Below are 22,261 nucleotides of genomic sequence, written 5' to 3' on the forward strand. Positions count from 1 at the left end.
CGCTCTTGCCATGAAACGCTACCTCAGATTTATTGCCATTGCCGCCATATTAGGCGGGTGTTCGACCTCCCCGAAGGAGGCATTCAGCCGTTTTGGATCTCAGGCCAGCAACACAGCAAGCGCTGTAACAACGGGGAAGTCTGCCGACGACATCGATAGTTTGGACGATGCTCCAAATTTAGGGGAGGCGGTACTCACGCCTCTGGGCGATATCAACCTTAGAAAATCGGAAATTCCTTATCTACTGGAGAGTCTGGAGAATCCTTACCTTATGCCCGCCGATAGTTCCTGCAATAAATTGATGGTCGAAATTGATAAGCTCACCCAGCTTTTAGGGAACGATGTTGAAACGGCGGAAGATTCAAAGGGCTCAATGAGTCAAACCGCATTGAACGCTGTTTCCTCAACAGTCGGAGGCCTTATCCCGTTTCGAAGCTTGATAAGGCGCGCTTCAGGGGCGTCTAAATATGAAAAAGAGGTGGAGCAATCTTACCGTAAAGGCGTCGCACGCCGTGGTTATCTAAAGGGAATAGCGGCCACCAAAAAATGCTAGGGCAAAGGTTTTAACTTTCGGACTTGTAATTCCCTCTGGCCATGCCGACCTGAATGGTCTAATCGCGCGGCAAATTCATACCGCGTCAAAATACGCTGCGAGAAAATTACATGTCCACAGTCCTCCTCATCATCCAGCTGATTATCAGCGTCATTCTGACGGGTCTCATTCTGATCCAACGTTCCGAAGGCGGCGCGCTTGGAATTGGCGGCGGTGGCGGCGGAGGTGGATTGATGTCCGGCCGCTCTGCGACAACCTCTATTGCTCGGATGACGGCGATCCTCGGCGTGATCTTTATTGTGAACTGTCTGGCCCTTTCCATTGTTTTCAACATGGAAAATGCGGATTCTTCACAGTTTGATGATACAAATGCGGTTGCCCCCTTGACGCCAGCCCTCGATTCAAACGATACGACAACCCCGTTGGAAGAAGAAACTGAAGTGCCCGAATCGGTCGTGCAGACACCGGACCTCGCTCCGGAAGAGACTGCTACCGAAACGCCGGACGCGACATCAGATTCAGAACCCGAGGGTACGCCTGAAGACGAATAAACCGTCTTATTTCAGCCCGCGGACAGTAAAGAGAGCGGGCTATGCCACGTTATATATTTATTACAGGCGGCGTTGTGTCGTCACTCGGCAAAGGCCTAGCCTCTGCGGCGCTCGGAGCGCTTTTACAGGCGAGGGGCTATAAGGTACGCCTGCGTAAGCTAGACCCTTATCTGAATGTCGATCCGGGCACGATGAGTCCCTATCAACACGGCGAAGTCTACGTTACCGATGATGGTGCGGAAACCGACCTCGATCTGGGCCACTATGAGCGTTTCACGGGTGTGAGCGCAGCTCAGACCGACAACATCACAACTGGCCGGATTTATTCCAACATTATCGCAGCCGAACGACGCGGAGATTATCTCGGCGCCACGGTTCAGGTCATTCCGCATGTGACCAATGAGATTAAGGAATTTGTGCTGTCAGACGCAGGCGATGTTGATTTCGTGCTCTGCGAAGTCGGGGGCACTGTCGGTGATATTGAGGGACTGCCGTTCTTCGAGGCCTTACGACAGCTTGATCAAGAGCTTCCGCGCGGTCAGACCTGTTTCCTTCATGTGACCTTGCTGCCTTATATCGGCGCGGCCGGAGAGATGAAGACCAAGCCGACCCAGCATAGTGTGAAAGAGCTTCGTTCCATCGGTATCCAGCCGGACATTCTTTTATGCCGCGCCGATCGCCCGGTTTTAGCCGGAGACCGCAAAAAAATTGCACGCTTCTGTAACGTCCGCGAAAGCGCGGTTATTCAAGGTCTGGACGCGCCGTCTATCTACGATGTGCCTCTAGCTTATCATGCCGAGGGTCTGGATATCGAAGTGCTAAACCACTTCGGCGTGGTAACGCCCCCGGACGCAGATCTCAGCGGGTGGTGGGATATTTCCAAAACATTGGAAAATCCGGATGCGGGCGAAGTTAATATTGCCGTTGTCGGTAAGTATACCATTCTGCCAGATGCTTATAAGTCCATTACAGAAGCGCTGGTCCACGGCGGAATTGCCAATCGCGTCAAGGTCAATATCAATTGGATCGAAGCGGAAGAGTTCGAGAAATCTGACGACCCTTATATGCTCAAAGACGCACACGCCGTCTTGGTGCCGGGCGGATTTGGCGGACGAGGATCGGAAGGCAAGATTAAAGCGGTTACATTTGCGCGGACTAAGAAAGTTCCATATTTCGGCATTTGTCTGGGAATGCAAATGGCGGTTGTTGAAGCGGCTCGTAATTTGGCAGGGCTCGAGGATGCCAGCAGTTCCGAGTTCGGCGAAACCGGTACAAATGTCGTTGGTCTGATGACGGAATGGACCAAAGGGAATGAACGGCTCTTGAGAACAAGCCAAACAGACTTGGGCGGTACAATGCGCCTTGGGGCTTACCCTGCGATTCTAAGTGAAGGATCGCTTGTCGAGCAGGAATATGGAAAAACCGAAATCGAAGAACGTCACCGTCATCGGTATGAAGTGAATGTCGACTATAAAGATAAGCTGGAAGAGGCGGGTCTTCGTTTCTCCGGCATGTCGCCTGATGGAGTGCTTCCTGAAATCGTAGAACTTCCGGATCACCCTTGGTTCGTGGGCGTTCAGTATCACCCGGAATTGAAAAGCCGCCCTTTCGCACCGCATCCTTTATTTAAAGGGTTTGTCAAAGCCGCTCTGGATCAGAGCCGGTTAGTCTGAGTTTTTTGTCAGGGTGCCCCTCTGACTCTTTTTGTTGTGGTGCACCTTGTGACGGCCCTGTCACCTATCTTTCTCATCAAGTGATTGTGAAGGGATATAACGGTGAAACTGCTTGATGTTTCAATAGAAATTGTGTGTGAGGTGCCAATTCAGGTGCGCCTGTGCAACCATGACTTCTACGGAGTATCCCCTTGATTAAATTGACCGCAAAAGCAGCGCTTAGCGCTGCAGCACTCTACAGCACGACCGCGTTCGGCCCAGCCCATGCTCAATCTTCAGACGAGGTCGTTGTAACGGCTCAGAAACGTCAGCAGACTTTACAAGAAGTTCCGTTGTCTGTCGAAGTGCTTCAGGACGAGAAGCTAGACGTGCTGAGTTCCGGCGGGGAAGACATTTTGTTTTTAAACGCCCGCGTTCCGAGTCTTTATGCTGAAACATCCTTTGGCCGCGCCTTTCCTCGTTTTTATATTCGTGGGCTCGGCAACACAGATTTCGATCTGAATGCGAACCAGCCTGTCAGCCTTGTCTATGACAATGTCGTTCTTGAAAATCCTATCCTAAAAGGCTTTCCCGTTTTTGACCTAGACCGCGTCGAGGTCCTTCGCGGACCTCAGGGAACGCTTTTTGGCCGAAACACACCAGCAGGCGTTATTACTTTTGAAAGTGCCAAGCCGACCGAAGAAGTCGAAGGTTACGGCCGCTTGGCGTATGGGCGATTTGATACGTTCGACGCGGAAGGTGCCATCAGTGGAGGCCTTATTGAGGACAAACTATCTGCGCGTTTTTCTGGCCTTTATCAGCGCCGCGACGATTATGTCGACAATAGCGTCGCTAATGCTCCGCAGGACGGCTTTGAGGAGTTTGAAGAATTTGCCGGCCGCCTTCAATTCCTCTTTACGCCAAACGATGACGTCACCGCGCTTTTGAATGTTCATGGCCGGACTCTCGATGGGGGCTCACGCGTTTTCCGCGCGAATGTTATACAGCCAAGCACGAATGATTTCGTTCCTGAGTTTAATCGCTTCACCGCCGCGCAGGATTCCAACCAAAATCTAAACGTCGATAATTTGGGCGTCTCTCTCAAAGTTGATGTTGAAAAAGGGCCGGGCCTTTTCACGTCCATCAGCTCTTATGAATGGGTGAGCGCGGATACGCGGGGCGATGTTGACGGCGGATTTGGGGCTGTTTTTGCCCCGCCATCCGGTCCAGGTTTTATTCCATTCTCCGCAGAAAGCGCGGATAACATCACCGGACATGGACAGTATTCGCAAGAACTTCGCTACAATTGGGACCACCGGGACAACATAAACATTACACTTGGCGCGTTTGGCTTTTATGAAAATCTGGAGCTCGAGAATTTAAGTCACGATACTCTGTCGGGCGGGGTCGTAAATGGACGTGCCGTACAAAATCAGCAAACAACAGCAATTGCGTTGTTTGGATCATCAGAGTGGCAAGCCACGCAGGATTTGACCGTGACGGCAGGTCTTCGCCTTTCCTATGAGGACAAAGATTTCGAAGCGTCTCGTATTTTCGGTCCGTTTGGGGCGCCGCCTCTCGGACCGCTCAACCGTAAACTCTCTGATACAGTTTTATCAGGCGACTTGGCGGCGAACTATGCTGTCAATGATGATTTTAATGTTTACGCCCGTTACTCTCGCGGGTTTCGTGCGCCAAACGTCCAGGGCCGCTTGGTCTTTGGAGATGTCGTGACAGTAGCTGATACAGAAACCATCGATTCCGTAGAAACAGGTGTCAAAACCAAGTTTTTCAACGGTCGCGGCACATTTAACGTCACTGGGTTCTATTTCGAAACTCAAGATCAACAGATTACGGCCGTCGGCGGAGCGGGGAATTTTAACCAGCTCCTAAACGCCGAGTCGGTCGTCGGTTACGGTGTCGAAGTCGACGCCTCTCTAAATCCGTTTCAGGGCCTCGACCTGACAGCCGGATTTAGCCTGAACGACACGGAAATTCAGGATGAAGATCTGGAAGTCGGCGCTTGCGGCGCAGGCTGTACCGTTATCGATCCGATTAACCCGGCCACAGGCAATGCGCTTATTGACGGAAATCCTTTGCCTCAGGCGCCGAAATATATTGCGAATGCTACGGCCCGGTATGGCCTCCCGATTTCCGATTCAGGTGAAATTTTTGTCTATGGCGATGTCGCCCATCGCAGCAAAGTGAATTTCTTCCTCTATGAAAGCGTCGAGTTTTCGAGCGATTCGCTCACCGAAGTTGGCTTGCGTGCCGGATATGTGCACAATGGAGGAGAGTTTGAAATTGCAGCCTTTGGCCGAAATGTTTTCAACGCCACCGAGCTCGAAGGCGCGGTCGATTTTAACAATCTGACAGGCTTCATCAATGAGCCGACGATTTACGGTGCGGAAATCACTAAACGCTTCTAGATTTGAGGGGAATGTGGGTGTGGACGGGCTTAAATTGAAAAGCTCGTCCCGCATCCGCAGGCTGCAACAGCTTGGGGGTTATGAATTTTAAACGCTGATCCGATCAGCTCCCGGGCGTAATCAATTTCTGATCCTTCGAGAAACCCAACGCTCATTTCGTCAATGAGGATTTTGGCGCCGTCGCGCTCGAGCACCATATCATCATCGTTCGGCGAGTCGGCAAAATCAAATTTGTATTGAAACCCTGAACAGCCGCCGCCTTCAACGGCAACGCGCAAATAACGGTCTTTGCCTTGCTTGGCCATGATCGCGTTAATCTGCGTCGCGGCCGAAGCCGACATAGAAACAGATTGGGAAACTTGTGTAGTATTTTCACTCATGGGTTCTATATAGGCGGTGAAGGCCGCGCTGACTAGTCATGCGGCTGTTTCCAGTCGAGTGAGTTATTTGTGTCGTCTAAATCTAAATTACAGTTTTCACCTTATCGCCAAACACGGGCGATTTTTGCCTCTGACCCCGCTCAGGCAAGAGGGCGCCGGATATCTCAGCCTTCAACGTCAGAGCGCAGCCCCTTTCAGCGCGATAAAGACCGAATCATTCATTCCAGTGCCTTTCGACGTCTTAAGGGGAAAACACAGGTTTTTGTCGCTCATGAGGGAGATTATTATCGCACCAGACTGACGCATTCTCTGGAAGTAGCCCAAATTGCGCGTTCCATTGCGCGGGTACTGGGATTGGATGAGGATTTAGCAGAATGCTTGGCTCTGGCGCATGATATGGGGCATCCGCCTTTTGGTCACTCCGGAGAACATGCTTTGGCCGAAGCTATGGAGCCATATGGAGGGTTTGACCATAATGCCCAGACCCTCAGGATTGTTGAGCATTTGGAAGGCCGCTACGCCGAATTTGATGGGTTAAATTTGACATGGGAAACCCTCGAAGGGATTGCAAAGCACAATGGGCCTCTGATCGTCAAAGACGGAGATGAAGACAATCTACCTTGGGCGTTGAAGGCGCTCGACAATTGGCAGCGGCTCGAACTTGAGACCTTTGCGGGGCCGGAGGCGCAGGTTGCGGCCTTGGCTGATGATATCGCCTATAACAATCACGACATTGATGATGGACTTCGATCTGGTTTGATAACCGTGGAGGAGGTCGAGCAAGTTCCGCTTCTAAATGAAGCCTTTTCGAGTGTACGCCGTCGTTTCCTCGGAATATCTGAGGATCGTATGATCCACGAAGCGGTGAGAGACCTGATAGGATATATGGTGTCCGACGTTCTGGAAGAAACCCGAAGCCGCCTGACCGAACATGACCCTCAAAGTGCGCAGGATATCCGTGAGCTGGACCGCCCCGTAGTGGCATTTTCTGATAGCTTCCGAGAAAAAGAAAAGCCGCTTCGTAAATTCCTGTTCGATAATTTATATCGCCATTATAAGGTCAACCGCATGATGGGACAGGCAAGTCGAACCGTTTCTGAACTGTTTGATTTGTTTATAAATGATCCCGACATTTTGCCGACGGAATTGCGGCGACAGTGTAATGGAGCTCATACGGCTGAAACTGCGCGCGTAATCTGCGACCACATAGCGGGTATGACTGACAGTTTTGCTATCGCTGAACATCGCAAGCTTTTTACCGCAGCGGGTTATCTTTCGACTTATTAGGGCCTACCCCCCTGTGTGAACGAATATTAATTCAGTGATATGGCGCAATCAAGAGAGGTTCCGCTTGCAATTAATTGCGCAACTTCCCATTAACGTCGCATAAGGGAATGATTCCGACTTAATTCGTGCCTATTTTGATATTGAAACTGAGCCAACAGTTTCAATGGCGGGCTTCAAGTTTCGGAACACATGAAATCAAAGGCCTAAAATGTTTTCGTCACTGCTCGGCGCATTTTCATCAGATATAGCAATTGACCTCGGAACAGCGAACACGCTGATTTATGCCAAGGGTCGCGATGTTGTGCTCAATGAGCCTTCGGTTGTTGCATTTTCCATTCGTAATGGACGCAAGGTCGTTCATGCTGTTGGCGAAGATGCGCGAAACATGTTGGGCCGGACGCCTGGTCATATCGAAGCTATCCGACCCATGAAAGACGGCGTTATTGCCGACTTCGAAGTGGCGGAAGAAATGATCGGCCACTTTATTCGTAAAGTAAATAAGGGCGGGCTTATCCGCCGTCGTCCGCATGTTGTGATTTGTGTGCCGTCCGGCGCCACCGCCGTGGAGCGGCGCGCCATTCATCAATCGGCAGAACAAGCGGGCGCAAAGCGCGTTTATCTAATTGAAGAGCCAATGGCTGCGGCTCTCGGTGCTGGACTGCCTATCCATGAGCCTTCAGGGTCTATGGTTGTTGATATTGGCGGCGGCACAACAGAAGTCGCTGTGCTCTCTCTAGATGGTATCGTCTATTCACGCTCTGTCCGGGTAGGCGGAGACAAAATGGATGATGCGATTATTCAATATGTTCGCCGGACGACAAACCTTTTGCTAGGTGAAATGTCTGCTGAGCGGGTGAAGAAAGAAATTGGCTCCGCAACAATGCCTGCGGATAATGAAGGTATGACGGTCCAAATTAAGGGCCGCGACTTGATGAATGGTGTGCCGCGTGAGATCCGCGTGACCGAAGCGATGATCGCCGAGAGCTTGGCCGAGCCGGTGGAGCAAATTGTTGAAGCGGTAAAAATGGCGCTTGAATCAACGCCGCCTGAACTGGCCGCTGATATTGTTGACAAGGGTATCATGCTAACCGGCGGGGGCGCGCTGCTTCGCAATCTGGATACAGAATTGCGTTCACGGACAGGCTTGCCAGTCTCAATTGCGGACGATCCGCTGTCTTGTGTGGTCAGAGGCTCCGGCACGGTCGTAGAGAATCTGAAGAAATGGAAGAGTGTACTGTCCAGCGGGGTCTAGTACATCAAGCCCCCAATGACGGGGTAAGAGGAAAGGAGGTGGGCTATGCCTCGCACATCCTATTCTCGCGCTGATACAGAGCACAATGGTGTTGTCTATTGGGTTTTACTTGTTGGGATTATCATTTCCATCACCCTTATGGCGACGCAGGGACATGAGGCTAGGCTAAGACAATCTGTTCAAGCCCAATCCGACGAAATAGTTTCTCCTCTCGTCTCTCTGGTTTCAAAGCCAATCCGCGTTGTCGAAAACTTTTTTTACACCTTTTCTGACAGGCAGCGCGCCTTTGAGGAGAATAAAGCTCTTCGCGCTGAGTTGCAGATGCTTAGAGAAGAACAGGCCAATTTTTCTGTCATTGAAAGTAAACTGCAGAGGTATGAACAAATTTTAGGGTCAAAATCAGAGAGTGATATTCCTCTGCGTAAAGTGGCGGCCAGAGCTGTAAACGATTTAAAAGGTCCTTTCGTACGAGCGCTATTGCTGAATTCGGGTCGGGAAAGCGGAATTAAAGTCGGAGATGCCGTGATGACGCCGGACGGGCTTGTCGGTCATATTATTCTGGCCGGCTCAAACTCTTCCCGAGTCCTCCGTTTGGATGATTTAAATAGCCGTATTCCGGTGATGAGCGAGCGCAGCGAAGCTGTTGCTGTTCTCGCCGGTGATAATAGTGATTTTCCAAAGCTTCTGTTTATTGATGTCGGAATGGACTGGCAGGTCGGAGATTTGATTATGACCTCCGGCGATGATGGGCGGCTTCCGCGCGGATTGGTTGTCGGACATGTTGTCGAAGCCTCAAACGGTGACCTGAGAGCAGAACTGGCGGGACTTCAGAAGCCGATTGATTGGGTGTCGGTTGCGCTGTTTGCGCCGATAGAGACCCCCGTCGCCGTGGATATGCCTGTCGTCGAGATAAATGAGGAAGACATTCCTGCGGTTGAAACAAACCAGACCGTAGACCAGCAGAGCATGGAGGATGCGGCGGCGGCAGAGACGCCGCTTGCGGAAGGTGTCAACCCATGAGCTTTCTTGGGTCAAGTTCAGGACTGCGCCAAGGACAGTTTATTCAAGCCTTGCTCGCGGGTGTCTTACTGACGTTACTTGGCACGCTGAATGTGAATATTTTTAATTTCAATGTGTCCCTGTCTTGGCTTCCGCTTTTAGTTATTGCCCTCTGGCCTCATGGCGCCCCACCAGTGAGGTCTGTGATTGCGATCCTCCTTTTAGGGCTGGCGCAAGATTGGCTCAGCATGGGCGTGCCTGGGCAGTGGGCTTTGGTTTATTTACTCTGTATTTTGTTTTTCCGGCCATTTGACCGTTTAAAACCTCTAAGTTTTACGCATTCTCTGCGCCTTTGGATCGGAGCCCTGTTTATAGCGCTACTCGTTCTGACGTTTAGTGGACGGATTATCTATAATGACTGGCCATATTGGGCGGCCCTTTTACAGCCAGCACTGCTGGCGACGCTTGCCTTTCCAGTGATTTGGATTTTACGAAACAGAATGCAGTCTTGGTTTAGCCGGCGAGAAGAGGCGCTTTGATGGCGCGAAAATCAAAAATCACCCCGAAAAATAGCGCCGCGGAACAGGCGGAAGCTGATAATGTCCTATCGCGGCGCACGCTATTTCTCGGAGCCGGGGGAATGGTTATGTTTGGCGTGCTGGGCGCAAGGCTATATGATCTGCAGGTCCGTAAGGCCGAGGACTATATTGCGCTGTCAGAGAATAATCGCTTCAACTATAACATAATTCTTCCCAGTCGGGGACGGATTTTGGATCGCAATAGTGAGCCCTTGGCCGTGAACCATCCCAATTATCGGGTCGTCCTCATTCCTGAGCGCTCTAAAGATATCGAAAGCGTCTTAAAGACTGTAGGAGAGGTCATTGATCTGTCTCCCAAAAGTCTCAAACGGATACATGATGATATTAGAACTAGCCCGAGATTTGTTCCAATCACTATTCAGGACAATATGGACTGGAAGACTTTTGCTGCCTTGAACATGCGAATGCACAACCTCCCTGGCATTATTCCGGAGGTCGCCGAAGGCAGGGCCTACCCCAATGGCGGAATTTTTGCCCATACGCTTGGATATATCGGGCGTGCCGGTGATGAAGACATTGCCCAGGACAAGGACCCGCTTTTACGTCAACCGACGTTCCGCATTGGGAAAACAGGGGTCGAGGCCGCCGTTGAGGATAGGCTGCGTGGGGCTTCAGGCAAATTGAAAGTTGAGGTTAATGCCGTCGGACGCATTGTGCGTGAATGGCCGGACCCAAAAGATGAAGCGACCCCCGGGGATGATGTTTACCTCACATTGGATGCCAAGTTACAGAAATTTGCCGCTGACCAGTTCGCGGATGATTCCGGTGGTATATCTGTCATGGATTGTGTGACGGGGGAGCTTCGTACACTTTTGTCTATGCCGAGCTTTGACGGCAACTTATTCGTAAACGGACTAACGCAGGCAGATATGGACCGCATGAATAGCGATCCTAAGCGCCCGCAGTTCAATAAAGTTATCGGAGGAGGCTACCCGCCTGCGTCAACATTTAAAATGGTCGTTATGCTGGCGGCTTTGGAAAGCGGCCTGATTGACCCGCGAAGACCAGTTTTTTGCGTTGGGAGAATGCGGCTGGGTAATCGCTTGTTCCATTGCTGGAAACGACAAGGCCACGGGGCCATGACGATGCGGGACGGACTTAAACATTCCTGCGACACCTATTTTTATGAGATTTCTCAGGTCATCGGGATTAACCGGATAGCGGATATGGCGCGGCGTCTCGGTCTGGGGCAAAATCATGATGTCGGAATTGCCGGAGAGAAATCCGGCATTGTGCCGGATGAGGCGTGGAAAAAGGCGCGGCTAGGGTCGGGCTGGCGAATGGGTGACACCCTTAACGCATCCATTGGGCAAGGCTTTGTTCTCGCCACTCCTCTGCAGCTTTCGGTCATGGCGGCTCGGTTAGCCAATGCCCAACTTGCTTTGAAACCCTCCCTCATCATAGGAAACGGAATTCCGTCATTTGATAAACTGGATATTGATCCCGCTCATTTGGCTTTCGTAAGGGAGGCCATGCACGCCGTTTGCGAGGAGCCAGGCGGAACAGCGTATAGGCATGATAGTCTGAAATTGGGCGGTATAGAAATGGCTGGGAAGACTGGCACCGGACAGGTGCGAGGCATATCCGCCAGTGAACGGGCCACGGGTGTTCGCAAAAACAATGTCGTCCCTTGGGAACTCCGGGATCATTCTATTTTTGTCGGCTTTGCTCCTTATGATAAACCACGGTTCGCCGTTGGAACTATTGTTGAACATGGCGGGTCCGGAGCGGGCAGGGCTGCAGACATAACACGTAATGTTTTATCTGAAGCGCTTCGGCGGGACGGGATGGGTGCCAAAACCCAAAAAGAAGCGGCGGCGCTCTAAATGGTTGGGATACTTCCTATCGACCGATCTGGGCTTAGTCTGCGGGCCAAGCTCTACGAACTCAACTGGCTTTTACCTGTTTTGATCGCGGTCATCGGAGCTGTAGGCGTGACCATGATTTTTGCAGCAACCGATGGAGTCTGGAGCCACGGCGCGGCTCAACATGCCGTGAGAATAGGCGTTGCAGGCGTTATCATGCTTGGAATCGCACTTATCGATATAAAAGTTTGGTACACGTTGTCTTACCCAGCCTATTTCGGCGCCTTAGTTCTCTTGATTGGCGTGGAGATTATGGGCGTCAACGTAAATGGGTCCCAGCGCTGGCTTGACCTTGGACTGATGCGTATTCAACCCTCTGAAATTATGAAACTGGCTATCGTCATGGCTTTGGCTCGTTATTATCACGATCTGGCGCGGTGGCGCATTTCTCATATTAGTGGCCTAATAGGAGCGCTTCTGCTGATTTCTGTTCCGATGGCTCTAATTTTACACCAGCCTGACCTGGGTACGACGCTCTTACTTGGGGCGACAGGAGTGGTGATAGTTTTTCTGGCGGGCGTAAGTTGGCGGGTTATCGGGTTCGCTTCCCTATTAATGGCGGTAGGTTTGCCTTTATTTATTCAGTTTGGGCTAAAGGAATATCAAAGAGACCGAATTTGGACGTTTCTTGATCCGTCCCGCGATCCAAGCGGAGCAAGTTATCACATTACCCAGTCCAAAATCGCTCTTGGAAGCGGCGGGGTCTCCGGCAAGGGGTTCATGAACGGGACCCAAAGACAAGGCGACTATGTTCCGGAAAATAGAACGGATTTTATTTTCACGGTTATTGGAGAAGAATTTGGTCTGATCGGCAGTTTGATGACCATAGTCCTGTATATCGCGGTTATAAGCTTGTGCATCTTCCTTGCCATGAAGTGTAAATCAACTTTTTCTAAATTGTTGATTCTAGGGCTAATCACAACTTTCACGCTCTATATCTTTATTAATCTAGGTATGGTGATGGGACTCATGCCGGTTGTGGGGGTTCCGCTCCCGCTAATCTCTTATGGCGGTACTGTTGTGATGGCTGTTATGGCGGGGTTTGGACTGATTTTATCTGCTCACTTACACAGAAATAGTGAGCTTCCCAGAACCCGTCTCTAGTTCAAGGCCGATGGCCCAAAGAAAATGTCACATATTTTTAGATTCAGCACAAACAACTCGCGCTCTTAGCTTGACCGCATGATGGATTTCCTTAATCACAAAGCCAGATTAGAATGCGCTCAAGAGAAGCGGCATCTATCAGGGAACACAGAAGGGATATCAAATGGCTTCAATTGCGGCTCCGGGCAAGGCTCAATGGTCTTCACGTTTTGCATTCATTATGGCGGCCGTGGGGTCGTCTGTCGGACTTGGGAACTTATGGCGCTTTTCTTCTGAAGCCGGGACGAATGGAGGGGGCGCGTTCATCCTTATCTATCTTCTCGCCGTTTTATTCGTCTGCATCCCAGTTTTGATGAGTGAATATATGGTTGGCCGCTCGGGTAATGTGGCCAATGCTGTTGGGTCAGTTGATGATGTCGCCCAGCGGTCAGGACGGAGCCGGAACTGGCGCGGCGCAGCCTGGGTCGGGATGCTGGCCGGTTTCTTTATCGTCACATTTTACTGCGTGATTGCTGGCTGGGTTCTTAGGTATATTTTCTTTTTCTTATCAAATGGCTTCTCTGGAATGGCGCCGGATGACGTGGCTGCGCGATTTGTCGAATTTATCAGTAATCCAATAGCTGTTCTGCCATGGTTTTTAGCGTTCGCTTTAATCACGATTTGGCTTGTTAGCCGTGGTGTGAACAAAGGAATTGAGTGGGCGGCCACAATGCTCATGCCAGCCTTCTTCGTCCTATTAGCTTGTTTGGCAGTTTTCGCGCTCGTCACCAATCTAAGTGATGGAGGCACAGCGGCGGCACTTGAGTTCCTTTACGTTCCTGACTGGAACGAAATGATGACGAAAAACCCTGAAATTTCAGCTGTGTCCAATATTGGGAGTGTTGCCAATGCTGCGCTTGGACAAGCCTTTTTCTCGGTCAGCGTCGGCAGTGCGATCATGATTACTTACGGGTCTTACATCCCGAATGATGTTTCTCTACCAAAGGCCGCGACAACTGTGGCGATAATGGACTCAATGGTTGCTTTGATTGCTGGTTTGGCCATTTTCCCAATTGTTTTCGGGTCAGGTCTGTCAGAGAGTGCGGGTCCTGCGCTTCTATTCATCACCCTGCCAAATGCCTTTGAAGCAATGGGCATTATTGGGCCAGTTGTAGGCGCTGCGTTCTTCTTCCTCGCTTTCTTTGCAGCGATTACCTCTTCGGTTTCTTTGCTGGAGCCATCTGCAGCTTATGCGAGTGAAAAATTCAACATGTCCAAGTCTAAAGCGGCGTGGGTTGTTGGGGGGCTAATGATTGCCATCGGACTCTTTTCTGTCTTTGGCGTAGGGGAGGGCGGTGCGACACCATCTCTCGACGCTATTGACGGTTTTACCAGTAAAGTAATGCTTCCATTGGCTGGATTCCTGATCATTATCTTTGTGGGCTGGAGAATGGACTCAAGACTTGTCCATGAGCAAATCAAGGGTGAAGGCGAAAAACTTGGGAAAGTCATATTCTTCTTTTGCCGCTGGGTTGCGCCGATTTTTGTCGGTGCTGTGATGGTGACCTCGATCATGTCTTATATTCGTAGCTTCACAGGTTAATTCTTGGAAGGGCTATGAATTTGCACATTGCAGCGGCTATTTTGCCGCTCTATGTAAATGTTAACGGTTTTATGGGTATGAACATTCAGGGAGTGTTCAGCATAGATCATTGAGTGTGGGCGACAGATTTAGAAGCCGTCACGAAGGTGTCGGGGGTATTGGGACCAAATATGCGCCATTGCATGCGGAAATCGCAAATTACACTTCGCGTAGTAGTGATATCTGCATGCCTATTGAGTTCTGCCTGCGCTACAGTTGATATGTCTGATATGGCCTCGACCAAGTCGTTAGATGCATCCAATGCAACAGACGTGAACGTTGTTGAGCGCGCCGCTGCGAAACTTTATTCAGTCTTTACCAATCGCGGTTTTGTCGCAAAGGACTCCCGTAACAAAATGCGCTCGGCGGCTTTGACTCTTTTAAAGGGGCTGGAGAATAAACCACTGAATGAGGACGTAAATTACGCCCAGTCCGTTAGTTCTCTTGATGCTTTGGAAACGGATATTGAGCTGGCCCGTGGTTATGTTGACCAAACGCGACAAGCGGCAGAGATATATCTCGCTATGGCTCCGGGAGAAACGTCTTTGCGAAAAGAGTTGGCGAGCTTGGAGAAATCCTTGATTGCTTCAAAAGAGGCCCAAGATACTTTTGCTGAGGCTCTTTTATTGAAAAACCAGCCTAAAAATAATGCTGAATTCCTGCAATTTTCAGCGAGCGTAGATTTTCTCCGCCGGGCCACGGACGCTTTTGGAGATCGGGTCCGCTCCGATGCTATGGAACTCGGCAAAGACGCCATTGGGTAGCCCGTTTTTGAGCAATTTGCCTTAAAGCTTTGCTTCCGCGAATTAGCAATCGATACGTGAAGTCATAAATATACACGTGTTGGGCTGATCTTTTTAACTGACAGTTTATTGCTACAAATAGAACCTTTGCTTGACGGGGACGTTGCTTGTTTGCAACTTGTTCTAGATGTCTGACAACGAACAATATATGCTTACAGAGCAAGGCCAGACCTTGCTTGTTAAGGCCCGGGGTGACTGGACGTTTGAAAACGCCAAAGTCCTGTATGAGAGGTTGTCTGACTGGCAGGACTCAACGGATCTTACAGAAGTTCGCTACGACTTTTCAGAAATGACAGAACTGGACACGTCAGGGGCATACCTTCTTGCGCGGGTCCTGGAAGGTGCCGAGGGCGAGAGAAGAAGCTGGAATATTGATCAAGGCAGTAAGGGCCAAATGACGTTAATGAAGGCAGCGTGCGAAGCGCTGCGCGGGGATCCCCCCACTCATACACGCCAGTGGTATGACACGCTTATCCGGCTCGGCATTGCGACAGAGCGTTTCGGCAAAGAAGTTTGGGAAACTCTGGCATTTATCGGGCATTTTTTCTCGGTCTTGGGTCGTTTGCTTCTAACGCCCACTAAAATTCGATGGAAGTCGGTTGTCGCGCTCATTGAAGACGTGGGGCTTGATGCGGCGCCGATTGTTATGGTGCTGAGCTTCTTTATCGGAGCAGTAATAGCTTATATGGGCGCAAACCTTCTTGCCTCTTTCGGGGCGAGTGTTTTCATGGTTGATTTGGTTGGTTTTGCCGTCCTGAGGGAATTAGCGCCAATTATCACGGCTATCTTGCTAGCAGGTCGATCAGATTCCGCCTTTACGGCCCAAATCGGCGCCATGAAAATGCGTCAGGAAATTGACGCCATGACGGTGATAGGTCTGGATACTTATGAGACCCTCGTCGTGCCTCGCGCCATTGCCTGTGTGGTGGTGACACCAATTTTGACTTTCTTAGCTATGATGAGCGGTATTTTCGGCGGAATGTTAGTCGCATGGAGCGGCGGCGCGGACATTTCTCCTGTTATGTTCTTGGGCCGTTTCCGCGAGGCTATAGACTTGACCCAGTTCGGCGTCGGCCTCGTCAAGACCCCTATTTTTGGCTTGATTATTGCAATTATTGGATGCCGACAGGGATTAGCAGTGACGGGCAGCGTAGAGTCTTTGGGTTCCAGAACAACCACTAGCGTAGTTCAGGCGATTTTCGCTGTTATTGCTGTGGACGCTATGTTTGCGATTTTATTCTACCAGATAGGTGTTTAATGAAAGCGCAGATTAAAAACGACGCTCCGCCCATGGAAGCGAGAGGTCTCCTCACGCAATTCGGAGCGAATGTTATTCACGAAAATCTCGATTTTCGGATTAACCGTGGAGAAATTGTCGGGCTTGTGGGCGGCTCAGGCTCGGGAAAGTCGGTACTCATGAATACGATGCTCGGTCTGAAGGAACCTGAGGGCGGGGTCGTTCGGTATTTCGGGGAAGATCGACGGGACCTTTCATTTGAAGAGCGGCGCGCGATCAATAATGAAATCGGTGTGCTGTTTCAGGGAGGCGCGCTCTTCTCTTCATTGACTGTTCGTCAGAATATTATAGTGCCCCTGCGTGAGCACACCGATTTGCCCGAAGAGTTGATGTGCGAGCTGGCTGATATGAAGATTCATATGGTTGGCTTGCCGCCAGAATCGGCCACGCTTTATCCTTCTGATTTATCAGGCGGCATGAGAAAAAGAGCGGGTCTGGCCCGATCCCTTGCGCTTGATCCATCCCTATTGTTTCTCGACGAACCCACGGCCGGGCTTGACCCTATTGGCGCTCATGCTTTTGATGAACTGATTTTGGGGTTGAGAGACGCCATGAATTTGACCGTTTTGATGGTGACCCATGATTTGGATAGTCTTTATGCCATCTGTGACCGTGTGGCAGTTTTGGTTGATAAACATATTGCGATTGCCGATAAGTTAGAAAAGGTTCAGAAATATGATCATCCTTGGGTGAAAGAGTATTTTGATGGGCCGAGATCCCGGGCGGCTATGTCGGCCGGTGGAAAGTCCAAGACGAAGGCGGCTAACTGATTATGGAAAATAAGGCCCACTACGCCCTGATCGGAATCTTTGTACTGCTATCTATGGTCGCGGCACTGGCATTCATGGCGTGGCTCGCAAACGCCCAATTAGACCAAAAATATGATGAATACGAAGTGAGTTTTAATGGCCCCGTGCGAGGCCTGACGCAAGGAAGCGAGGTTCGGTTTAACGGATTGAAGGTCGGGGAGGTCCTTGGACTGCGTCTGGACGCTAAAGATACAAACACTGTTCTGGCAGAAATCCAGGTGATCGCCGATACGCCTGTGGACACGAAAAGTTATGCCCGTTTGGAACCGCTAGGCCTGACAGGACTAAGTTATATTCAGATTTTTTCAGGTGGTGAAGAGTTCCCGCTTCTTAAAGATTTACCAGGAAAGGGGCCGAAACGTATTGAAGGCCAGATGAGTCAGCTGGACACGTTCTTAGATGGCGGCGGATCCGTCATAGAAAGCGCCGGGAGAGCCTTGAAGTCAGTAAATGACGTCTTGTCCGAAGATGCCATTGAAGACTTTCATCAAATATTGAGTAACATTGAGAAGGTGACAGGCGATCTCGACGCCTCAGAACTGGATATGGACCAAGTCAATAATATGTTCGTCTCTGTTGCTAATGCTGCTGACAGAATTGCGATAACGGCGGACAGTATCACGGAGACTTCTGGCTCAATTAACGATGTGGTTGATGGAGATGTGAAAGACATTATCGCCCGGGCTGAAGAAAGCCTTGATAATGTGGACACTGCGTTGGCGTCCTATAACGAACTCGCAGGTCAGGGGAACGAGCTGATTGTCGATGCCAGAGACGCCATTAACCGGCTTTCCAATTCAGGCCTAACGGACTTAGAAGAAACTGTTGATGCGATACGCCGTCTTGTCGAAACCTTGGGACGTGTGGCCGACGGTTTGGAACAGAATCCGTCCCAGTTCATAGTCGGGGCAGAACGTGAAACAGTGGACTTGCCCCAATGATGAATTTTTCCGTGTTTAAACCTATTAAACTCTCATTCGCCGCTATGATGGGCCTATTTACCGCTCTGTCTATAAGCGCCTGCTCAGTGTTACCTGACCCGGCTCCGGCAGACACCGTATATCGATTGACGACTGCCCCAAATTCAGTGGCAAGTGATGTTGATGCGGCTGTTATCCGTATTGATCGCCCGAGCGCGCCAATTGTGTTTCAGAACCGCGATGTTGTCGTCTCTCCTGACGGTCAACGTTTAGCCTCCGCCTCACAGGCAAAATGGTCTGAAATTACTCCGATATTGGTTCAGAACTCTTTTGTTGAAATTCTTTCTGCCAGAGAGGACCTAATTGGGGTATTGCCGTCTTCGGGCGCTCGAACGGATACACGGGTTCAACTGACGATTAAGAATTTTGAAGCTCAATTTGATCAAGGGTCGCAATCAGCTCCCAAGGCTGTCGTTCGATATAGCGCGACTTTTGCAAATGCGTCAGACCGTTCTTTGATCGGGACATATGAGATTACAAAAATGAAAAGAGCAAATGCGGCATCTGTTTCCTCGATCGTGGAAGCAATTTCCGCTGCGAATCGTGAAGCGTTATCAGATATTTCAGATTGGCTGGCGATAGAATCTCAAAAGCTCAACGAAAACCAGGCTTAAATTGACAATCTGCTGAGCGAGCTTAATCCTCAAGCGGGTCTTTCCCCTCAGCGGCTCTGCGTTTGCGCCACCAAATGAGAGAGCCAAAGATCGCAATCAAGGTAAGAGCGGCCACGGGCATAATCACCTCAAGTTTATCTCCAACTGCTTTGCCTAGGTAGTGGCAGAGCGTGAAGATTATGATCGTGTATAAAGTAGCGGTAAAAGCGATAAAGAGGCAGTATCTGACGTAGGAAACATTGAAATATCCACAGGCCACATAGGCCGGGACACGCGCCAGAGGAAGGAAACGAGCGCCCAATAGAGTGAAAAAGAGGTGGCGCTGCACCTTATCCTGTAAATTGGCAACATGCTTTTTTTCAGCAAAGGCTCTGGCGTGAGGGTTTTTCAACGCGGCCCAACCGATCCAGTATTTCCAAACATCGGAAAGAATCAAACCGATGAGTATGACGATAAAAATAGTCGGGAAGTGTTGAGGCTTAGACGCGGATAGAGTGGCGGCAGCCAGTACGGCTGCGTCTTCTTGAACAAAGGGACCTGCGGCAATGCCGAGATATAAGAGCCAGCTGGGTTCCATCGCAAAACAGTCTTTAGATTAAAGGGGTTGAGAAAAGTTTGAGCGTACATTCTTCTAACGCTGAAATTAAGCACGTTTCAAGCGTAAGCTGCCATTGCAAGATGGGAGTCTCCGTGACATAAGGCGCGAAATTTTAACCCCTGACCCGGGGCGGCGAAGCTATGTGCCTTATGGCTAGCGGGCCTGCACCCGACATTGACACAGGATGGATGTCCGTCATGCAAATCAAAGAAGTAAAAACCGAAGGCCTGAGCTACACCTATGCGGTGACAGTTCCCAAAGAGGACCTGTCTGCCAAGCTAGATGCCAAAATCAAGGAAATGCAGCCGCAAGTCTCTCTTAAAGGCTTCCGCCCTGGTAAAGTCCCGGCATCCCACATCAAAAAAATGTTCGGCCAATCTATCATGAAAGATATTGTCGAAGAGACCGTCAATGAAACGTCTCAAAAAGCAATCAATGACAATAAAATCCGCCCTGCTGGTCAGCCAAAAATTGATCTTCGTGCAAACGGCGAGGAAGTTACAAAAGGCACCGCGGATTTAGAATATCAATTGACCGTCGAATCAATCCCTGACTTCGAACCCGTTGATCCAGCTACTCTTAAATTCACACGTCTGAAATACGAAGCCTCAGATGCGGATATGGAAGAGCGTTTGGCTGAGCTGGGTAAAGGGCAGAAGACTTACAAGAAAAAAGCTAAAACAGCTAAAGCCAAAAAAGACGATGCAGTCTTGATTGATTTTGTTGGCACAATTGACGGCGAAGCTTTTGAGGGCGGCGCCATGGAAGGTCATCAACTGGTTATCGGTTCCGGTAGTTTCATTCCGGGATTTGAAGAGCAGCTTATCGGCGCTAAAGCCGGCGACGAGCTGGACGTAAAAGTCACGTTCCCCAAAGAATATCAGGCCGCTGACTTGGCAGGTAAAGAAGCTGTCTTTGCGACGAAAGTCCACGAAGTCCAGGGCGCGAAAGATGCCGAGATTGACGATGATTTTGCCAAGAACTTTGGTCTTGATGATCTGGACGCACTCAAGGACGCTGTCAAAAAGCAGTATGAGTCCGAACTCGACATGCAGTCTCGCATGAAACTTAAGCGCGCCATTCTTGACGAACTTGACAAAAAGCACAGCTTTGATCTTCCACCAAACATGGTTGAAGCCGAGTTTGAAAATATCTGGAATCAGGTGAAGGCCGAGAAAGAGGCCGGACAACTGGACGAAGACGACGCCAAGAAAACTGATAAACAGTTAGAAAAAGACTACCGCAAGATTGCGGAACGCCGCGTACGATTAGGTCTGGTTCTGGCTGAAATGGGCCAAAAGGCCGAAGTTCAAATCACCAATGAAGAGCTTCAGCAGGCTATGATCGCCGAAGCGCGTCAATATCCGGGTCAGGAACAGCAAGTTGTTGAGTTTTACCAGAAAAACCCGAATGCGATCGCTCAACTCCGCGCCCCAATCTATGAAGAAAAAGTTGTCGACCTGATCATCGACAAAGCCGAAGTCAAAGATAAAAAAGTTGATAAGGACGAGCTGTTCGAAGAAGACGACATGATCTAGATTTTCCAAACGCAGCTTAGGCTACGCTTGAGTTGATATGGATAAAGTCAAACCCGGCCTTGTGCCGGGTTTTTTGTTTTAGGGTCAAGTGAGTTCCTGCTTTTGATAGAAGAAGCCGAAATAACAAATTTTCAGCTCACCGATGCGCAAATGTAGGGACAACTTGGTTCCTTTCATAATGCCAGATAAGACAGTTCATATGAGCGCTGCCCCTTTTGAAATTTTCCTGTCGACCTCTCCGGGGTTAGAAGAGTTATTGCTTCAAGAAGTGAAAGAGGCAGGATTTAACAATCCCAAAGCGACGGCTGGCGGCATCACTATTTCTGGGGATTGGGAAGATGTCTGGCGCGCCAATTTGAGCCTGCGCGGCGCTTCAAAAGTCCTCGCCCGAATTGGAGAGTTTCGTGCCTTTCATCTGGCGCAGTTAGACAAGCGTGCGCGCAAATTTCCTTGGGAAGACACGCTGACCTCCGGCTCAAAAGTAAAAGTTGAAGTCAGCACGAATAAGAAAAGTAAAATCTATCACGCCGGCGCGGCCGAGGAGCGCATAGAACGCGCCATATCCGAAGGGTTTGGCGCAGAGATTGTCGACTCCAAACAGGACGCCGATATCGTCATTAAAACGCGTATTGACCGTAACAATGTGATTCTATCAGTAAATACGTCAGGGCAGGGGCTCCATAAGCGCGGTTATAAGCAAGCCATGGGCAAGGCGCCGATGCGCGAAACTATGGCGGCGCTTTGTTTGCGAGGGTGCGGTTTCAAGGGCGATGAACCAGTTCTCGATCCTATGTGCGGTTCAGGAACGTTTCTTATTGAGGCCGCAGAAACCTCAGCAGGTCTCTTGCCGGGTCGTAGCCGGTCTTTCGCATTTGAAAAGCTTGCGACTTATGACGCAGAAAGGGTGGATAAACTCAAGGCGGAAAAACCTCGTTTGGATGTGAAGCACCATTTCTATGGCTCTGACCGCAATGTGAAAGTCATTGAATTCGCGAATGAAAATGCAGCACGGGCCGGGGTGACGCAGCATTGCACCTTCTCGCCGATGCCGCTGACTGCGCTTGAACGACCGGACGGGCCGCCGGGGTTGGTCATTGTCAATCCGCCTTATGGCGCCCGAGTCGGCAAGAAAAAAGATTTGTTCGCGCTTTATAATAGCTTCGGTCAAATCATGCAGGAAAAGTTCCAGGGCTGGCGTGTTGGAATGATCACATCGGATACGAATTTAGCGCAAGCCACGAACCTGCCCTGGCTTCCGACCGACGCGCCGATTAATCATGGCGGGTTGCGGGTAAAACTGTTTAAAACAAGGGTGCTAAAGTGATTGTTG

Annotated in this window: 20 protein-coding genes; 18 read left to right on the forward strand and 2 right to left on the reverse strand. The window is 50.2% G+C overall.

Annotated elements, in window-relative coordinates; translation table 11 throughout:
* Nucleotides 1-10: 10 nt before the first annotated feature.
* The 4 genes from ACNA05_RS07645 (at nt 11) to ACNA05_RS07660 (ending at nt 5,185) form a co-directional block, all read left to right on the forward strand.
* Nucleotides 11-553, forward strand: a complete 543-nt coding sequence (locus tag ACNA05_RS07645; protein ID WP_415810850.1) for a hypothetical protein — start codon at nt 11-13, stop codon at nt 551-553.
* A 110-nt stretch (nt 554-663) separates the two neighbouring features.
* A complete protein-coding gene (gene secG / locus ACNA05_RS07650) occupies nt 664-1,104 on the forward strand; it encodes a preprotein translocase subunit SecG (protein WP_415810851.1) in 441 nt (146 codons plus the stop codon).
* A gap of 41 nt (nt 1,105-1,145) precedes the next feature.
* Nucleotides 1,146-2,777 carry a CTP synthase gene (locus tag ACNA05_RS07655; protein WP_415810852.1) on the forward strand — a complete coding sequence of 544 codons (1,632 nt, stop codon included), beginning with the start codon at nt 1,146-1,148 and terminating at the stop codon, nt 2,775-2,777.
* Between the two features lie 191 nt (nt 2,778-2,968).
* A complete protein-coding gene (locus ACNA05_RS07660) occupies nt 2,969-5,185 on the forward strand; it encodes a TonB-dependent receptor (RefSeq protein WP_415810853.1) in 2,217 nt (738 codons plus the stop codon).
* Nucleotides 5,186-5,214: 29 nt separating this feature from the next.
* On the opposite strand, the gene erpA is transcribed toward ACNA05_RS07660, so the two are convergent.
* The gene (gene erpA, locus ACNA05_RS07665) at nt 5,215-5,565 is read right to left on the reverse strand and encodes an iron-sulfur cluster insertion protein ErpA (protein WP_415810854.1); all 351 of its coding nucleotides are present in this window, start codon (nt 5,563-5,565) and stop codon (nt 5,215-5,217) included.
* A gap of 69 nt (nt 5,566-5,634) precedes the next feature.
* Between erpA and ACNA05_RS07670 the strand changes: the two genes are divergently transcribed.
* The 12 genes from ACNA05_RS07670 to ACNA05_RS07725 all read left to right on the forward strand — a co-directional run bounded on the left by ACNA05_RS07670 (nt 5,635) and on the right by ACNA05_RS07725 (nt 18,795).
* The gene (locus tag ACNA05_RS07670) at nt 5,635-6,852 is read left to right on the forward strand and encodes a deoxyguanosinetriphosphate triphosphohydrolase (protein ID WP_415810855.1); all 1,218 of its coding nucleotides are present in this window, start codon (nt 5,635-5,637) and stop codon (nt 6,850-6,852) included.
* Nucleotides 6,853-7,060: 208 nt separating this feature from the next.
* Nucleotides 7,061-8,104, forward strand: coding sequence for a rod shape-determining protein (locus tag ACNA05_RS07675; protein WP_415810856.1), 1,044 nt, complete (start codon nt 7,061-7,063; stop codon nt 8,102-8,104).
* A 45-nt stretch (nt 8,105-8,149) separates the two neighbouring features.
* Entirely contained in the window at nt 8,150-9,124 is a 975-nt protein-coding gene (gene mreC, locus ACNA05_RS07680) for a rod shape-determining protein MreC (protein ID WP_415810857.1), read from the forward strand.
* Nucleotides 9,121-9,642 (forward strand): hypothetical protein, encoded by a 522-nt coding sequence (locus ACNA05_RS07685; protein ID WP_415810858.1) that lies wholly within the window; start codon nt 9,121-9,123, stop codon nt 9,640-9,642. Before mreC ends, ACNA05_RS07685 begins: the two co-directional genes overlap by 4 nt.
* Nucleotides 9,642-11,528: a penicillin-binding protein 2 gene (gene mrdA / locus ACNA05_RS07690; RefSeq protein ID WP_415810860.1), complete on the forward strand. Its 1,887-nt coding sequence runs from the start codon at nt 9,642-9,644 to the stop codon at nt 11,526-11,528. Before ACNA05_RS07685 ends, mrdA begins: the two co-directional genes overlap by 1 nt.
* Nucleotides 11,529-12,671 (forward strand): rod shape-determining protein RodA, encoded by a 1,143-nt coding sequence (rodA, locus tag ACNA05_RS07695; RefSeq protein WP_415810861.1) that lies wholly within the window; start codon nt 11,529-11,531, stop codon nt 12,669-12,671. It abuts the gene before it with no gap.
* A gap of 163 nt (nt 12,672-12,834) precedes the next feature.
* Nucleotides 12,835-14,253, forward strand: coding sequence for a sodium-dependent transporter (locus tag ACNA05_RS07700; RefSeq protein WP_415810862.1), 1,419 nt, complete (start codon nt 12,835-12,837; stop codon nt 14,251-14,253).
* A gap of 260 nt (nt 14,254-14,513) precedes the next feature.
* Nucleotides 14,514-15,056 carry a hypothetical protein gene (locus tag ACNA05_RS07705; RefSeq protein ID WP_415810863.1) on the forward strand — a complete coding sequence of 181 codons (543 nt, stop codon included), beginning with the start codon at nt 14,514-14,516 and terminating at the stop codon, nt 15,054-15,056.
* A gap of 187 nt (nt 15,057-15,243) precedes the next feature.
* On the forward strand, nt 15,244-16,353 hold the full coding sequence (locus ACNA05_RS07710) for an ABC transporter permease (protein ID WP_415810864.1): 1,110 nt from the start codon (nt 15,244-15,246) through the stop codon (nt 16,351-16,353).
* Nucleotides 16,353-17,162 carry an ABC transporter ATP-binding protein gene (locus tag ACNA05_RS07715; protein ID WP_415810866.1) on the forward strand — a complete coding sequence of 270 codons (810 nt, stop codon included), beginning with the start codon at nt 16,353-16,355 and terminating at the stop codon, nt 17,160-17,162. Before ACNA05_RS07710 ends, ACNA05_RS07715 begins: the two co-directional genes overlap by 1 nt.
* Nucleotides 17,163-17,164: 2 nt before the next feature.
* On the forward strand, nt 17,165-18,142 hold the full coding sequence (locus ACNA05_RS07720) for an MlaD family protein (protein ID WP_415810868.1): 978 nt from the start codon (nt 17,165-17,167) through the stop codon (nt 18,140-18,142).
* Complete coding sequence (locus ACNA05_RS07725) at nt 18,139-18,795, forward strand: ABC-type transport auxiliary lipoprotein family protein (RefSeq protein WP_415810869.1); 657 nt, start codon at nt 18,139-18,141, stop codon at nt 18,793-18,795. Before ACNA05_RS07720 ends, ACNA05_RS07725 begins: the two co-directional genes overlap by 4 nt.
* Before the next feature lie 22 nt (nt 18,796-18,817).
* On the opposite strand, the gene ACNA05_RS07730 is transcribed toward ACNA05_RS07725, so the two are convergent.
* Nucleotides 18,818-19,372: a DedA family protein gene (locus ACNA05_RS07730; RefSeq protein WP_415810870.1), complete on the reverse strand. Its 555-nt coding sequence runs from the start codon at nt 19,370-19,372 to the stop codon at nt 18,818-18,820.
* 161 nt (nt 19,373-19,533) lie between these two features.
* Between ACNA05_RS07730 and tig the strand changes: the two genes are divergently transcribed.
* Together tig and ACNA05_RS07740 are read left to right on the forward strand one after the other, a co-directional pair.
* Nucleotides 19,534-20,931 (forward strand): trigger factor, encoded by a 1,398-nt coding sequence (tig, locus tag ACNA05_RS07735; RefSeq protein ID WP_415810871.1) that lies wholly within the window; start codon nt 19,534-19,536, stop codon nt 20,929-20,931.
* A 199-nt stretch (nt 20,932-21,130) separates the two neighbouring features.
* Entirely contained in the window at nt 21,131-22,255 is a 1,125-nt protein-coding gene (locus ACNA05_RS07740; RefSeq protein ID WP_415810872.1) for a THUMP domain-containing class I SAM-dependent RNA methyltransferase, read from the forward strand.
* Nucleotides 22,256-22,261 lie beyond the last annotated feature (6 nt).

This window comes from Litorimonas haliclonae (assembly GCF_965138505.1).
GTDB lineage: Bacteria > Pseudomonadota > Alphaproteobacteria > Caulobacterales > Maricaulaceae > Litorimonas > Litorimonas haliclonae.